The organism is Amycolatopsis sp. NPDC114504, assembly GCF_055633595.1.
Genome location: NZ_JBVKDU010000002.1, coordinates 1,612,191 through 1,627,077, shown reverse-complemented (window position 1 = coordinate 1,627,077; position 14,887 = coordinate 1,612,191). Strand labels below are relative to the sequence as shown.

17 protein-coding genes are annotated in these 14,887 nt (G+C 70.1%); 10 read left to right on the top strand and 7 right to left on the bottom strand.

Going from position 1 to position 14,887, the window contains the following annotated elements; all coding sequences use genetic code 11:
- Positions 1–6 precede the first annotated feature (6 nt).
- The 3 genes from ACZ7PG_RS19715 (at position 7) to ACZ7PG_RS19705 (ending at position 2,740) form a co-directional block, all read left to right on the top strand.
- Entirely contained in the window at positions 7–912 is a 906-nt protein-coding gene (locus ACZ7PG_RS19715) for a Gfo/Idh/MocA family protein (RefSeq protein ID WP_470240453.1), read from the top strand.
- A 260-nt stretch (positions 913–1,172) separates the two neighbouring features.
- Entirely contained in the window at positions 1,173–1,826 is a 654-nt protein-coding gene (locus tag ACZ7PG_RS19710; protein ID WP_470240452.1) for a VanZ family protein, read from the top strand.
- A 179-nt stretch (positions 1,827–2,005) separates the two neighbouring features.
- Positions 2,006–2,740, top strand: coding sequence for a GNAT family N-acetyltransferase (locus tag ACZ7PG_RS19705; protein ID WP_470240451.1), 735 nt, complete (start codon positions 2,006–2,008; stop codon positions 2,738–2,740).
- Here ACZ7PG_RS19705 and arfB read toward each other — a convergent pair.
- From arfB to ACZ7PG_RS19675, 6 genes are all read right to left on the bottom strand, one after another.
- Complete coding sequence (gene arfB / locus ACZ7PG_RS19700; protein ID WP_470240450.1) at positions 2,737–3,168, bottom strand: alternative ribosome rescue aminoacyl-tRNA hydrolase ArfB; 432 nt, start codon at positions 3,166–3,168, stop codon at positions 2,737–2,739. The genes ACZ7PG_RS19705 and arfB overlap by 4 nt on opposite strands.
- Positions 3,169–3,217: 49 nt before the next feature.
- Positions 3,218–4,288 (bottom strand): phosphoribosylformylglycinamidine cyclo-ligase, encoded by a 1,071-nt coding sequence (gene purM / locus ACZ7PG_RS19695; protein ID WP_470240449.1) that lies wholly within the window; start codon positions 4,286–4,288, stop codon positions 3,218–3,220.
- Between the two features lie 29 nt (positions 4,289–4,317).
- Positions 4,318–5,844: an amidophosphoribosyltransferase gene (gene purF / locus ACZ7PG_RS19690; protein ID WP_470240448.1), complete on the bottom strand. Its 1,527-nt coding sequence runs from the start codon at positions 5,842–5,844 to the stop codon at positions 4,318–4,320.
- Between the two features lie 117 nt (positions 5,845–5,961).
- Positions 5,962–6,267, bottom strand: coding sequence for a hypothetical protein (locus tag ACZ7PG_RS19685; protein ID WP_470240447.1), 306 nt, complete (start codon positions 6,265–6,267; stop codon positions 5,962–5,964).
- Positions 6,254–6,493 (bottom strand): DUF397 domain-containing protein, encoded by a 240-nt coding sequence (locus tag ACZ7PG_RS19680; protein WP_470240446.1) that lies wholly within the window; start codon positions 6,491–6,493, stop codon positions 6,254–6,256. The genes ACZ7PG_RS19685 and ACZ7PG_RS19680 overlap by 14 nt, the downstream gene beginning before the upstream one ends.
- 316 nt (positions 6,494–6,809) lie before the next feature.
- The gene (locus ACZ7PG_RS19675; protein ID WP_470240445.1) at positions 6,810–7,688 is read right to left on the bottom strand and encodes a helix-turn-helix domain-containing protein; all 879 of its coding nucleotides are present in this window, start codon (positions 7,686–7,688) and stop codon (positions 6,810–6,812) included.
- A gap of 200 nt (positions 7,689–7,888) precedes the next feature.
- Here ACZ7PG_RS19675 and ACZ7PG_RS19670 point away from each other — a divergent pair, with 200 nt between their 5' ends.
- Positions 7,889–8,686: an SAM-dependent methyltransferase gene (locus tag ACZ7PG_RS19670; RefSeq protein WP_470240444.1), complete on the top strand. Its 798-nt coding sequence runs from the start codon at positions 7,889–7,891 to the stop codon at positions 8,684–8,686.
- Positions 8,687–8,707: 21 nt separating this feature from the next.
- Here ACZ7PG_RS19670 and ACZ7PG_RS19665 read toward each other — a convergent pair whose 3' ends face one another.
- Entirely contained in the window at positions 8,708–9,088 is a 381-nt protein-coding gene (locus ACZ7PG_RS19665; RefSeq protein WP_470240443.1) for a sterol carrier family protein, read from the bottom strand.
- Between the two features lie 60 nt (positions 9,089–9,148).
- Between ACZ7PG_RS19665 and ACZ7PG_RS19660 the strand changes: the two genes are divergently transcribed.
- From ACZ7PG_RS19660 to ACZ7PG_RS19635, 6 genes are all read left to right on the top strand, one after another.
- A complete protein-coding gene (locus ACZ7PG_RS19660) occupies positions 9,149–9,844 on the top strand; it encodes a type VII secretion system-associated protein (RefSeq protein ID WP_470240442.1) in 696 nt (231 codons plus the stop codon).
- Positions 9,845–9,954: 110 nt separating this feature from the next.
- A complete protein-coding gene (locus ACZ7PG_RS19655) occupies positions 9,955–10,758 on the top strand; it encodes a lysozyme (protein WP_470240441.1) in 804 nt (267 codons plus the stop codon).
- Between the two features lie 188 nt (positions 10,759–10,946).
- Positions 10,947–11,816, top strand: coding sequence for a lysozyme (locus ACZ7PG_RS19650; protein WP_470240440.1), 870 nt, complete (start codon positions 10,947–10,949; stop codon positions 11,814–11,816).
- Between the two features lie 205 nt (positions 11,817–12,021).
- Positions 12,022–12,954 carry a hypothetical protein gene (locus ACZ7PG_RS19645; RefSeq protein ID WP_470240439.1) on the top strand — a complete coding sequence of 311 codons (933 nt, stop codon included), beginning with the start codon at positions 12,022–12,024 and terminating at the stop codon, positions 12,952–12,954.
- Between the two features lie 4 nt (positions 12,955–12,958).
- Positions 12,959–14,029, top strand: coding sequence for a pentapeptide repeat-containing protein (locus ACZ7PG_RS19640; RefSeq protein ID WP_470240438.1), 1,071 nt, complete (start codon positions 12,959–12,961; stop codon positions 14,027–14,029).
- A complete protein-coding gene (locus ACZ7PG_RS19635) occupies positions 14,026–14,844 on the top strand; it encodes a pentapeptide repeat-containing protein (protein WP_470240437.1) in 819 nt (272 codons plus the stop codon). Before ACZ7PG_RS19640 ends, ACZ7PG_RS19635 begins: the two co-directional genes overlap by 4 nt.
- The last annotated feature ends 43 nt before the right edge of the window (positions 14,845–14,887 follow it).

Below are 14,887 nucleotides of genomic sequence, written 5' to 3'. Positions count from 1 at the left end.
CGGGCTGTGGGACAGCTCATCGCGGACGGACAGCTGCGCGTCGGCCTGATCGGCGCCGGCCCGTGGGCGACGACGATCCACGCGCCCGGCCTGGCGGATCACCCCGGCACGGCGCTGACGGCGGTCTGGGCCCGGCGGCCCGAGGCCGCGCAAACGCTTGCGGACACGCACTGCGCGGCCACCGCGAGCAGCGTCGAAGAGCTGTTCGAGCAGGTGGACGCGGTCGCGCTGGCCGTTCCGCCGTCGGTACAGGCCGAGCTGGGCGTGCGGGCGGCCGAAGCCGGGAAGCACCTGATCCTGGAGAAGCCGATCGCCGCCGACCTGGCCGGCGCGCAGCGGCTGGCCGACGCTGTCGCCGCGGCCGACGTGGCCGCGCTCGTGGTGCTGACCCTGCGGTACTCGTCGCAGACCCAGGACTGGCTCGCCGGGCTCGCCCAGGCCGGTGGCTGGGCCGGGGGCGGCGCGCGCTGGCTGTCCGGCGCCCTGCTCGGCGGCCAGTACGCGGCCTCGGAGTGGCGTCAGGACGACGGCGGCGCCCTGTTCGACATCGGCCCGCACGCGCTCGACATGCTGGACGCCGCGCTCGGCCCGATCACCGAGGTCGTGGCCGCCCGGCAGAGCCCCGGCGACCTCTGGCACCTGATGCTGGCGCACGAGAACGGCGTGGTCAGCACCGCGACGCTGTCGCTGCGGCTGCCGGTGCAGCCGACCGTCGTCGAGGTCGCCGTCTGGGGACAGCACGGTTACCGGACACTCGGGCGCAAACCGGGCTCCGCGCAGGAGTCCTACACCGCGCTCCTGGACGACTTCGCGGCGATGATCGCCAGCGGCACGACGACGCACCCCTGCGACGTCCGCCGTGGTCTGCACCTGCAGAACCTCCTCGAGCAGGCCCGCGAGCTGGCCGAGTAGTACACAGGCACGCATCGCGGCTTTACGTTGTGAAGTAAGGCTTCCTCACAAACTCCCCGAATTCATCCACAGGGTTGTCCACAACCTCCACTGTGGACGGTGTGCCTCCCGACCGAACCACGGGAACCCTTGTCGCGCCACCGGAAAGATCACCGAATAGTGCGGTCCGCTCGTACTGCCGAGACGATCTTGTGATGCGAAGGTGATCTTGGGAGGGCACGCGCATCGAAGTTTCTTGAGGGGTTCGAGAGAGGAGGCGCATGGAAACCCTGCTGCGCGCCTTCTGGGGGATGATTCCGGTTTCGGCCATCGCGCTGCCGTACGCGCTGCTCGGCTGGCCACTGCTTGCGGCGCGTCGGCGGCGAAGACTGCCGGCCCGCTACGCGACCGCGACGGCCGGCGTCGACAGCGCCGCGTTCCTCGTCGCATTCCTGGTGTTGTGCCTGGTCACGATGCCCGTCGGCACCTCCGGCGAGAGCACGCTCGACCTCGTTCCCGGCGCCGACATCACCGCGGCCTTCAGCGACGACGGGTCACTTTGGCAGGTGATCGGCAACGTCCTGCTGCTGTGTCCGCTCGGCGCGTTGCTGCCCATGCGGATGCGCGGCCTGCGCACTCTGCTGCGGATCGCACTGGCCGCGCTCGTCGCGTCCGTGCTGGTGGAAGGTACGCAATATCTGATCCACACCGGCCGGGTGACCTCGACCGACGACGTCCTGCTCAACACCGCGGGCGCGACGCTCGGTGCGGCACTGAGCCGCCGCGGCTGGCGGGCGCTCGATCCGCCGCCGGTGCCCGTGACCATCCCGGCGCAACGCCGGACGGTCTGCGAGGCCCCGACGCTCAGGATGCGGGTCCCGCGCTCGGTTTGGGACACGCGCTACGCGGCCATCTCGCACCGGGAGCGTCAATAACCCGCTTGCCGGCCGTGCCAAGATGGCCGGGAGAGACCCTTCGAGTCAAGGAATGACCGCCTATGCCTGGCGCCGCCTCCGGCGTCGGCCCCCGCTAGGCCCGACGCCCAGCGTTCCGCCCGCGAGCCCGATCGGGGCCGCGGTTCCTTGACACGCTCTCGAAAGGCTCCAACCCAGCGATGTCCGCTATCCAGAGCTATGTCCGCAAGACGGCACCGCGTGGCCGGGACACCGAGCGGGTCGGCCCCTTCCTGGCCACCTACTCACCGGGTACGGCCCACCCGATGCTCAACTACGCGATCCCGGACGACGGCGCGAAGCCGACGCCGGCCGAGATCGACGCCCTGACCGAGGCGTTCCGGCGGCGGGACCTGCTCCCGCGGCTCGAGTACTTCACCGACGTCGCCCCCGACCTGGAGAAACTGCTGGTCGAGGCGGGGTACGGGCTCGAGCGCCGGGTGCCGCTGATGACCTGCACGGCGGCCGATCGGGTCGACCGGCCGGCTCCGGCGGGGGTCCGGCTGCGGGCCCCGGAGTCCGGCGAAGACTTCCGGCGCATGCGAGGCGCGCAGAACATCGCGTTCGGCGAGGCACCGGAGATCAGCGACGCCGAGGTCGACCGGCTGAAGACCACCGGGCGCCACCTCCTCGCGGAAGAGGACGGCGTGGTCGTCGGCGGCGGGGTCGCGCTCGACATCGTCGACGGCACCACCGAGGTCGCCGGGATCGCCGTGCTCGAGGCGTACCGGGGGCGCGGGATCGCCGCGGCGCTCACCGCGCGCCTCACCCGCGACGTCCACGAGGCCGGCGCGCACACCGCGTTCCTCACCCCGGGCGACCTGGGGATCGGGAACGTCTACGCCCGCGTCGGCTACCGGCCGGCGGGCGAGTGCGTGCACCTGTCCTTGGGCTAGTCGTTCAGACGGCCGGAGCGGCCTCGTTTGACGTCGCTCCGGCGCTTCTTCGACGCCAGGCGGCGCTCCTTCGAACCCCGAGAGGGCTTCGTGGGGCGTCGCTTGGCGGGCGGCGGCGCCGACGCGTCGCGCAGGAGGTTCGCCAGGCGGCCCCGGGCCGCTTCCCGGTTCTGCAGCTGGGAGCGGTGTTCGCTGGCCGCGATCGTCAGGACGCCGTCGACCAGCCGCGAGCCGAGCCCGGCCAGGACCCGGTCGCGCAGGTGCTCGGGGATCGACGGCGACGAAGCGACGTCGAAGGACAGCTCGACGCGCGAGTCGGTGGTGTTCACGCCCTGGCCGCCCGGGCCGGACGAGCGCGAAAAGCGCTCGCTCAACTCGGCTCCCGGGATCGTGAACCGGGAGCCGATCACCACGTCTTCGGCTGCCATGTCACCAGTGTGACAGCCCCGATCAAGTGGCTTCTTTCAAAGGACGCTGTCAGAACCGCGGGTGGTCGCCGGAAAGCACGGCGCGCGGGCCGTCGACGTCGTCGGCGGGCTGGACGTCGCCCAGCACCCACGCCGGCAGGTGCCGCGCGGTCAGCATCGCCAGCGCGCGGTCGACGTCTTCGGCGCCGACGATCGCGACCATGCCGACGCCCATGTTGAAGGTCTTCTCCAGCTCGGCCCGCTCGACCTTGCCGCGCTGGCCGATCACCGCGAACACCGGCGCCGGCGTCCACGTGCCGCGGTCGAGCCGGGCGACCAGGCCGCGCGGCATCACGCGGGCGAGGTTGGCCTCCAGGCCACCGCCGGTGATGTGCGCGAACGTCCGGACCTCGGTCTCCGCGGCCAGCGCGAGGCAGTCCTTCGCGTAGATCCGCGTCGGCTCCAGCATCTCCTCGCCGAGGGTGCGGCCGAACTCCTCGACGTGGCCGCCGAGCGGCATCCGCGCGATGTCCAGCAGCACGTGCCGGGCCAGGGAGTACCCGTTCGAGTGCAGGCCCGACGAGCCGAGCGCCAGCACGACGTCACCCGGACGGACCTTCTCCGGCGAGAGCAGCTGCGACGCCTCGACGACGCCGACGCCGGTGGCCGACATGTCGTAGTCGTGCTCGCCCATCAGGCCGGGGTGCTCGGCGGTCTCGCCGCCCAGCAGCGCGCAGCCGGCCTGGACGCAGCCTTCGGCGATGCCGCCGACCAGCGCGGCGATCTTCTCCGGGTGCACCTTGCCGACGGCGATGTAGTCCTGCAGGAACAGCGGCTCGGCGCCGGTCACGACGAGGTCGTCGACGACCATGGCGACCAGGTCGATGCCGACCGTGTCGTGCTTGTCCAGCGCCTGCGCGACCGCGATCTTGGTGCCGACGCCGTCGGTCGACGACGCGAGCACCGGCTCCTTCCACTTGTCGAGCTTCAGGGAGAAGAGCCCGGCGAAGCCGCCGACGCCACCCATGACCTCGGGGCGCGTGGCCCGCTCGGCGTGCGGCTTGAGCAGCTCGACGGCTTGGTCGCCGGCGTCGATGCTGACGCCGGCGGCGGCGTACGTGGCGCTCGTGGACTCGCTCACGGTGGAAGGACTCCCTCTGGAAGGAACTGCTAGGGACGCCGGACGGCGTCTTCGGCACCGTACCCGGCCGAGCTGACCGGAGTTGCCGCGCCATTGACCGAGTCGAGGCTTTCGAGCAGGTGCTTCCCGATCAGCGCGTCCTCGGGCAGCGGGATCGGGTACTCGCCGGAGAAGCACGCGGTGCACAGCCGCGTCTTCGGCTGCTCCGTGGCCGCGACCAGGCCGTCGAGGGAAATGTAGCCCAGGGAGTCGGCTCCGATCGAGCGCCGGATGCCGTCGAGGTCGACGCCGTTCGCGACCAGCTCGGCCCGCGACGCGAAGTCGATGCCGTAGAAGCACGGCCAGCGCACGGGCGGTGACGCGATCCGGACGTGCACCTCGAGCGCGCCGGCCTCCCGCAGCATCCGGACCAGCGCGCGCTGGGTGTTGCCGCGGACGATCGAGTCGTCTACCACGACCAGGCGCTTGCCGCGGATGACGTCACGCAGCGGGTTGAGCTTGAGGCGGATGCCGAGCTGGCGGATGGTCTGCGACGGCTGGATGAACGTGCGCCCGACGTAGGCGTTCTTCACCAGGCCGGTGCCGTACGGGATGCCCGAGCCCTGCGCGTACCCGATCGCCGCCGGCGTGCCGGACTCCGGCACCGGCATCACCAGGTCGGCCTCGACCGGCTGCTCACCGGCGAGCCGGCGGCCGATGTCGACGCGGGTGGCGTGCACCCCGCGGCCGGCGATCGTGGTGTCGGGGCGGGCGAGGTAGACGTATTCGAAGACACAGCCCTTGGGGTCCGGGTTCGCGAACCGCGAAGAACGCAGACCGGCGGCGTCGATGGCGATCAGCTCGCCGGGCTCGACCTCGCGGACGAAGGACGCGCCGACGATGTCGAGGCCCGCCGTCTCGCTCGAGACGACCCAGCCGCGCTCGAGCCGGCCGAGCACCAACGGGTGTACGCCGTGCGGGTCACGCGCCGCGTAGAGCGTGTTCTCGTCGGCGAAGACCAGGCAGAAGGCGCCCTTGAGCGTGGGCAGCAGCTCCATCGCGGCGGCTTCGATGCCCTTGTCGGCGGCGTTCGCGGCGAGCAGCCCGCAGATCAGGTCGGAGTCGCTCGACGAACCGGTGAGGCCCGCGTGCGGCTTGAGCCCGGCGTCGATGGTGCGCTCGCGCAGCTCGGCCGTGTTGACGAGGTTGCCGTTGTGCGCGAAGGAAAGGCCGCTGCCGGTCGCCGTCGTGCGGAAGATCGGCTGGGCGTTCTCCCAGATGGTGGCGCCGGTGGTCGAGTACCGGCAGTGGCCGACGGCGATGTGCCCCTGCAGCGACTGCAGGATCTGCTCGTCGAACACCTGGCTGACCAGGCCGAGGTCCTTGAAGACCACGATCTGCGAGCCGTCGGAGACGGAGATGCCGGCGGCCTCCTGCCCTCGGTGCTGCAGGGCGTAAAGGCCGTAGTAGGTCAGCTTCGCGACTTCTTCCCCGGGAGCCCAGACGCCGAAGACGCCACACTCCTCACGGGGTTCCGGGTCGGGCTGGTCGGACACGACTTGCGGGTCGGAAACCACCGAGGAGCTCCTGGGAAGACGTGGTCGGGCCGCTTTCAGTGTAGACGGTGCGGACATGGGTCAGGCCCCGCCCGACGTGGTACTGACCACTTCGGACAGGGCCTGAAGTCTTCATGTCTAGCAAGCATCCGGCAGCGAGAGGATCTCCGTGAGCACTTGGGCGCCTTCGCCGCTGCGGCGCCACAACCAGTGTTCCGGCTCGAAGATGTTGTCTTCGGTACCGGGCATCCGGGTCGCCACGACGTCGTCTTCGGCGTTGAGCCGGACGACGTCCACCACGTCGTCGTGCACCCGCACGCCGACGACAGCGAGGACCTCGCCGCGCTCGTCGGCGGGGTGGACGAACTGGTAGCCGCGAGCCACCAGCTCCTGAAGTCCGGTTTCGATGTCGAAGACGGGGGCGACGGCCTCAGCCGAGGACATCGTCGAACTCACCGTCCTTGGCGCCGGCCAGGAAGGCCGCCATCTCCGCGCGCGTGTAGACGAGCGCCGGACCGGTCGGGAACCGCGAGTTGCGCATCGCGATCTCGCCGGTGGACAGCGGCGCGACCTCGACGCAGTTGCCGACCGAGCCGCTGTAGCTCGCCTTGCGCCACTCGGCCCCGGACAGCCGATCGGCCGGGATGCCGTTCTCGAATCGCTCTGCCATGGTCCCACCTCTCGATGCGGAAAACCTTCCGGGCAGCGCATATGCATGTGCATTTGCCCGCGTATCGGAGGCTAGCACGTGTGCCTGCAACGGTAAATGCACGTGCAGAATTTCTTGCAAAGTTCTCGGACGGTAAAGAATCACCAGGTCACGGTTAACCTATCGGGTGATAGTTAGCGACCCTAATGGGTGAACAACTACGAGTAGTCACCGATCATCGGGACAGCCGGAGGGACCGGCGGCGGATCGCGGATACGCCCGGTGACCACTCAACGGGAACACGTCGGCGCCGGCGAACCGGTTCACCAGGACGTTCTCAGATTTCGGCGCGCCGCTTCGCGAGGAGCGCGCGGCTGCGCTCCGGAGTCTCGGAGTCGACCGCCAGCATGTCCAGCGAGCGGCTGTACTTCTCGATCTCTTCGCGCTTCTCGATGTAGTGCGCGCCGGTCAGGTACTCGACGTACGCGATGTTCGGCAGTTCCGGCTCGCCGAACCGCAGCAGCGAAAAGGCGTGCTCCGCGGACAGCCCGCTGCGGGAGAACGGGAGGATCTGCACCGACACGTGCGGCAGCGCGCTCATCTCCAGCAGGTACTCGATCTGCTGCTTGAGCACCTTCATCCCGCCGATCGGCCGGTGCAGGACGGACTCGTCGAGCACCATCCACACGCGGGGCGCGTCCGGCCTGCTGAACATCTTCTGCCGCCGCATGCGCAGCGCGACCAGCTGGTCGACGCGCTCGTCGGCCATCTCCGGGCGGCCGTGACTGAAGATCGCCCGTGCGTACCCCTCGATCTGCAGCAGCCCCGAGACGTACAGCGGCTCCCAGATCTGGATTCGCGCGGCGGCTTCTTCGAGGCCGACGAGGTCGGTGAACCAGTTCGGCATCGTGTCGCCGAAGCGCCGCCACCAGCCCGGCTCGTTCGACTGCTTGACCATGTCGAGGAACGTCTGGCGCTCGGTCGCGTCGTCGACGCCGTACATCGTCAGCAGGTCGGTGACGTCGCGCTCCTTGAAGCCGACGCGGCCCAGTTCCAGGCGGCTGATCTTCGATTCGGACCCGCGGATGTTGTACCCGGCCTGCTGGCGGGTGACGCCGGCCTCTTCACGGAGCCGCCGCAGCTGCGAGCCCAGGATCATCCGGCGCGCAGTGGGGCCGATGTTCTGCTCGCCTGCGGACGCGTTCACCGCGTTCATTACCGGACCTTCCGCGCTCACGTCACCAGGGGGTTCTAGCCCGACTACCGAAAGTACACGTTAACCCGTCCTGCGCAAAGAGGTGACCCGGTTTACCCCATGCGCGCGTCGGCCTACTCTACGTAGAGTACGAGACTTTCGACACAGAACTTGCGAGGTTCAACATGCCCGACGCCGCGACCCGGACCGAACGAGTTCCCGTGGGGGTCGACCCGACCCGAGCGAGCATCGCGCGCGTGTACGACGCCTTCCTGCTCGGGAAGGACAACTACGAGATCGACCGGGAGGTCCTGCACAAGGTGCAGCAGGCCGCACCGGAGGCTCAGGACCTCGCCTTCGAAAACCGCGGTTTCCTCATCCGCGCGTGCCGGTTCCTCGCCAGCCAGACCGGCATCACCCAGTTCCTCGACCTCGGATCCGGCCTGCCGACGGCCGAGAACACCCACCAGGTCGTCCAGCGGATCAACCCGGAGACCAAGGTCGTCTACGTCGACAACGACCCGGTGGTCCTCGCGCACGGCCGCGCGCTGCTCGAAGAGAACGAGCACACCCACTTCGTCGCCGAAGACATCTTCGAGCCGCAGCGGATCCTGCAGAACGAGGTCGTCCGCGAGCACATCGACTTCACCCAGCCGCTCGTGCTGCTGCAGATGGGCACGCTGCACCACTTCAAGGGCGACCACGACCGGCCGGCCGAGATCATGCGGGAGTACGTCGACGCGCTGCCGTCCGGCTCCTTCGTCGGGCTCAGCCACTTCTCCGACCCCGAGAACGAGGACTCCGCGACCGCGCGCCGCATGGAGGACTTCTTCCTGCACAGCCCGATGGGCTCCGGCACGTTCCGGACGCAGAAGGAGATCGAGGCGCTGTTCGCCGGCCTCGAGCTCGTCGACCCCGGTGTGACGCTGTGCGCCGACTGGTGGCCGGACGGCCCGCGGCTCAAGGAGCTCAACGTCGCGCAGCGGACCATCTCCGGCGGGGTCGGCCGCAAGCCGTAGCCCGTCGCGCCCCCGGGTCCGTCAGATCCGGATGAGGGGGAGCCAGTGGGAAAGGTCGGCCCGGGTGCCCGATGCGGACACCCGGCCGTCCGCCACCGCCGTGGTCCAGTCCAACCGGCCGGTGGCCAGTTCCAGCCAGGTGCGCGGGTCCGTCTCGATCACGTTCGGCGGGTTGCCGCGGGTGTGCCGCGGGCCGTCGACGCACTGCACCGCCGCGAACGGCGGCACGCGGACCTCGACCGTGCGGCCCGGCGCGTCGGCCGCGAGCGCGCGCAGGCTGAGCCGGACCGCCGCGGCCAGCTCCGGCCGCGCCGGATCGGGCGCGTCGCCTTGCAGCCACGCCGAAATCGCCAGCACCGCCGCACGTAACTGTCCGGGGTCGACCGAACGCGAAGAGGCCATGGGCAAACAGTAGAGTGGCGCACCAAGACTTTTCAGGCACACCCGGAACGTGGGGATGAGATGGCGCAGCGGGACGAGGCGGATCGGATGGTTTCGCAGCAGCCCACCGGAAGCGGGGCCGATCGCCCGGGCAAGCACAGCAAGCACAACCGCGCCGCGCGGCGCGGCCAGCAGGCGCGGCGCTCCGGCAAGCACGGCACGCCCGAGATCACCGCGGAGATGCGCGCGAACGCCCGCGCCAACCCCGACAGCTGGCTCTACGTCATCGACGAAGCCTTCGACCCGAACGGCCCGGTGCCGTCGTGGGCGGTCGTCGGGGCCTACCCGGTGAACGGCGCGGGCGACGTCGTCGCCGACTTCCACCCCAACGACCGCTACCGGCCCTCGCCCAAGGCGCTCGGCTTCCCGGAGCCGTCGAACGACCTCGAGCAGCTGCTGCAGCTCGTCCGCACCGAGCACCGGCCGGCGTCGGACCTGCCGAAGGTCGTCCTCGACTCGACGCTGTTCGTCTACGCGATGTCGCCGGTGCAGCGCACCGTGATCGGCTTCCACAACACCGACGGCCGGGTCATGGTGCCCGCCTACACGCGCAAGGCGCTGGTGCCGCGCGAGTGGCCGCACGCCCGCGCGGTCGTGGGCCGGGACATCGTCAGCCTGCTGGGCGGACACCCCGTCGCGATCAACCCGCACGACCTGATCACCGCCGTCGTCCCGGCCGAGCACCTGCTGAAGGCGCTGGCCGACGAACAGCGCTGACCTGCGGGTTTAACCCCATCGAGTGAACACCCGAGTCGCCGATCCGGCGACTCGGGTGCATCGTGAGGCTGGACAAGACTCACGAGACTGGTGGGGAGCTTGAGGGTGCTGTGCCGTTCTTAAGAGGTCGTTCGCTGCTTCCCTTCGTCACCGCCGTCGTGCTCGTCGCCGGACAGGCGCCGGCGAGGGCCGACGACATCTACGCGGGCGCCGAGGACCACTTCGCCGGTTCGCAGATCGCCAAGGTCGAAGGCGTCGACTCGACGCCCGGCGTGCAGTACGCGACCGACGACCAGGAGCTCGGCCACGACGTCAGCGGGCACCAGGGCCCGGTCGACTGGCCCGGCGCGGCGCGGACGGGCGCGAAGTTCGTCTACGTCAAGGCGACCGAAGGCACCGGGTTCGTCAACCCGCAGTTCGCCCAGCAGTACAACGGCTCCTACGACGCCGGCCTGATCCGCGGCGCCTACCACTTCGCCCGGCCGGACATCTCCGACGGCGCGTCGCAGGCGCGCTACTTCCTGGCCCACGGCGGCGGCTGGTCGGCCGACGGCCGGACCCTGCCCGGCGCGCTCGACGCGGAGTACAACCCGTACGGCGAAACCTGCTACGGCAAGGACGCGGGCGGGATGGTCCGCTGGATCAGCGACTTCTCCGAGACCTACCGCGCGGCCACCGGGCGCTACCCGACGATCTACACGTCGACGAGCTGGTGGAAGCGCTGCACCGCGAACAACGGCGGCTTCGGCGGCAATCCGCTGTGGATCGCCCGCTACAACACCTTCATCGGCGAGCTGCCCGCGAGCTGGAGCGTCCACACGATCTGGCAGTTCGCCGACAGCGGTTCCCTGCCCGGCGACCAGAACTGGTTCAACGGCCCGGCCGACCGGCTGCGCGCCCTCGCGCTCGGCTGACCGGCCTCACGAATTATAGGTGTTAACCGGTCACCGGTTGACGATCTTCTTCCCGGGAAAATCACCCACGCGTATACCCAATTTCACGGAACTGAGTGACAAAGCGCCCCTTCGTCCTCACAATCGTGCACGGGCGGCTACCTGCAGTAAGCCGTCCTCAGCGAGGGTATCTGTGAAGGGATTCAACGATGTCCACTTCCCGAAGAGGGCGGTTGTTCGCCGCCCTGGTCGTCCCGGCCACGCTGCTCCTGCTCGGCAGCACGGCCCAGGCGGCGACCTTCTCCCCCGAAGCCGACCCCGTGGCCGCGATCAACGCGGACATCGCACAGCACAACCACGAACTGGGGTCGCAGATCCGGCGCGTCGAAGGCGACAAGTCGACGCCGGACTCGCAGAAGGCGGCGCAGCAGCCGCAGCCCGCCCAGGCCATCCCCGGTCAGGTGCTGGCCACCGTGGCCGGCATGGACGTCGCCAGCTACCAGGGCAACGTCGACTGGGCGAACTGGTGGAACCAGGGCAAGCGGTTCGTCTGGACCAAGGCCACCGAGAGCACCAGCTACACGAACCCGTACTTCGCGCAGCAGTACAACGGCTCCTACAACCAGGGCTTCATCCGCGGCGCCTACCACTTCGCGACCCCGAACACGGCGAGCGGCGCGGCGCAGGCGAACTACTTCGTCGCCCACGGCGGCGGCTGGTCGGGCGACGGCCGGACGCTGCCCGGGGCGCTGGACATGGAGTACAACCCGTACGGCGCCACCTGCTACGGCCTGAGCAAGGCGGCGATGACGGCGTGGATCCTCGACTTCCACGACACCTACCACGCCCGGACCGGCCGCTACCCGGCGATCTACACGTCGACGAGCTGGTGGAACCAGTGCGTCAGCGGTGACTTCTCCAGCACGGCCCCGCTGTGGGTCGCGCGGTACGCGTCGTCGGTGGGCACGCTGCCGTACGGCTGGAGCGTCTACACCGTCTGGCAGTACACCTCGAGCCCGTTGGACCAGGACACCTTCAACGGTGCCTACGACCGGCTCCAGGCACTCGCCGCCGGCTGACCCGCACCCCCGGCTCCCGGTTCGTGACGACTGTGGGCTCCACCGGGAACCCCCGGAACGCAGTTTCGCGTCGTCGCGCCCGGGAGCCGGTTTCATGCCGTACCGTCCGAGCTTGCAGAATGCTGCTCACCACGTCCTGGGGGAACCACACGGGCCTTGCGGACGTCGGAAGCGCACGAACACCCAGCGCCCGGAAGGCATGAAGATGACGTACCCGCCTCAGCCGGGCCAGCCCGGCCAGCCCGACCCGTACGGCCAGCAGCCGCAGTCCGGCGGCTTCCAGCAGCAGCCGTACCCGCAGCAGGGTGGGTGGGACCCCAACCAGCAGCAGCAACAGCCGTACCCGACGCAGCAGTACCCGCAGGGCTGGGACCCGAGCCAGCAACAGCAGCAGGGCTACCCGTCGGGCGGGTTCCCGGCGAGCCAGCCGCCGCAGTGGGGTGACCCGAACGCCCAGCAGCAGCAGGCTTGGGGCGACCCGAACGCGCAGCAGCAGTCGGCGTGGGCGGACCCGAACGCGCAGCAGTACGGCCAGCAGGCCTGGGATCCCAACCAGGGCGGCCAGATGGCGGGCTGGGACCAGTCCGGGGGCTACGGCCAGGGCTTCGGCGGGCCGCCGGCGCCGCCGAAGCAGGGCAAGACCGGGCTGTGGATCACCATCGGTGCCGTCGTCGTCCTGCTCGCCGCCGTGGGGATCACCGGCTTCGTCGCGCCCGGCTTCTTCCTGTCGAAGGACAACAACAACGTCGCGGCTCCGCCGTCGTCGAGCACGTCCGCCAAGCCCACGGCGCCGAAGACGACCCCCAAGAAGACGCCGACCACGAAGCCATCTTCGCCGAGCGGCGGCGGGGCGGACGCCAAGGTCGTGCTGCAGGGCTTCATCGACAAGCTGAACGCGGGCGACACCCCCGGCGCGCTCGCGCTGGGCTGCTCGGACTCGAAGGACCTGCTCGACTCGTGGCTCAAGACGTTCCTCAAGCCGCCGCTGCAGCTGGAGCTCGGCGAGGTGCCGGACGACGAGTTCCTCGTCGAGGGCCAGGTCACCGGGACGTCCGCAGGCAAGAACGTCAAGGGCACGCTGAGCGCGACGAACTTCGACGACAAGGGCTTCTGCGTCAGCACGATGCTGGTGTCCTGACCCGGTGAAGCTGTGGCGATCACCGCTGGCGTGGACGTTCCTCGCGGCAGTGGTGCTGCTGGTCGGGGTCGGCGGCTGGTTGCTGACCGACCCCGCCACCAGCCGCAGTGACGCGCTGAAGACCGGCGGCCTCGCCGGCGGCGCGATCGTGGCGCTGTACGCGTTGTGGCTGAACGACCGGCGCCGCCGGGTCGAGGAACGCCGTCAGGAGATCGAGCGGCAGCGCCACGAGCTCGAGTCACAGCGCGCGGAGCTGGACCGCGAACGGGTGGCCGACGAGCGGTTCGCGAAGGCCGTCGAGCTGCTCGGCCACGCGGCCGACCAGGTGCGGGTGGGGGCGATGCACGCGCTGGCGGGCCTGGCGCGCAGCCGGCCGGAGTACACGCAGACGGTGCTGGACGTGCTGTGTTCCTATCTGCGGCGGCCGTTCGAGCGGCCGCAAAAGGATTCGGCCGATCCGGAACCGGAGCGCGAGCTCACGGTCCGGTTGACGGCGCAGCGGCTGATCACCGACCTGCTGCCCGCGCGCGACACCGAAGGCCCGGCGTACGACCTGGACCTGACCGGCGCGACGCTCGAGTACTTCGACCTCTCGGGCAAGCTGATCGGGAGTCTCCTGGCGCGGCATGCGTCCCTGCACAGCAGCACGAACCTCAGCGGCTGCCGCTTCAAGGGCCGCGTGTACTTCACCGCCGCGGGCACCGCGGACGGGCGTCTGGTCGGTCACTTCCGCTGTCGTGGAGCGGTGTTCGAGAGCCACGCGTGGTTCAGCGGCACGGCCTTCGCGGAGGACGCCGACTTCACCAGCACGGAGTTCGCCGGGCGGACGACGTTCAAGGACGCGAAGTTCGCCAAGGACGCGGTGTTCACCGACGTGGTGGCGTCCGATTCGCTGGACCTGGGGCGGACGTTCTTCGGCGGTCAGACGGACCTGCGGTTCGCGTCGCTGCCGGCGTCGGTCTCGCTGTACAACACGCGGGTCCTGTCGGAGAAGACCGTGCTGCTGCCGTCGGCCTGGAAGCAGGAGGAGCTCCGCGACGGCGAAGCCCGGATCGTCTCGAAGGTGGGCGCGTGAAACGGTTCTCACCCTTGGCACTGGCGTTCCTGGTCAGCGCGGCCGCGTTCGCCGGAGTGCTGGTCTGGCTGCTCGCCGACCGCGCGACCACCCGGGGCGACGCGCTCAAGACGGCCGGCCTGGCGGGCGGCGCGGTCGCGGCGTTGTACGGGCTGTGGCTGAACGACCGCCGCCGGCGCGTCGAGGAGGACCGGCACGACCTCGAGCGCACCCGCATCTCCGACGAGCGGTTCGCGAAGGCGATCGAGCTGCTGGGGCACGACGCCGACCAGGTCCGGGTCGGGGCGATCCACGCACTGGGAGGCGTGGCGCGGTCGCGACCCGAGACGTACACGCAGACGGTGCTCGACGTGCTGTGCGCGTACTTGCGGCGTCCGTTCAAGCATCCCGAGCTCGACAAGGTCGACGACCCGGCCGCCGCCGAGCGCGAGCTGCAGGCCCGGCGCACGGCCCAGCGGGTGATCCGGTCGCTGCTCCCGGACGCGGGCGCGAACGGACCGGCTTACGCGCTCGACCTTTCCGGCGCCCGGCTCGACCGGTTCAACCTGTCGGGCAAGGAGGTCGGCTTGCTGGGCGCGCAGCGGACGGAGATCGTCAACGGCGTGTCGTTCACGGACACGTCGTTCTCGGGCTCGGTGTTCTTGACCGGAGCGACCGTGCGCGGGCCGGTGGAGTTCGTGCGGACGAAGTTCGGGGCGGGGACGGGGTTCCGCGACTTCACCGCGCATGACGAGGTGAGTTTCCGGGACGTTTTCTTTGCTATGCCGCCGGATTTCGGCCAGGCCAGGTTGCCTGCCGGGACCGAACTGCCCTGAGCAGCCCCCGTTTTCCACGCTAGCGGAGGGCACCGACAGTTCG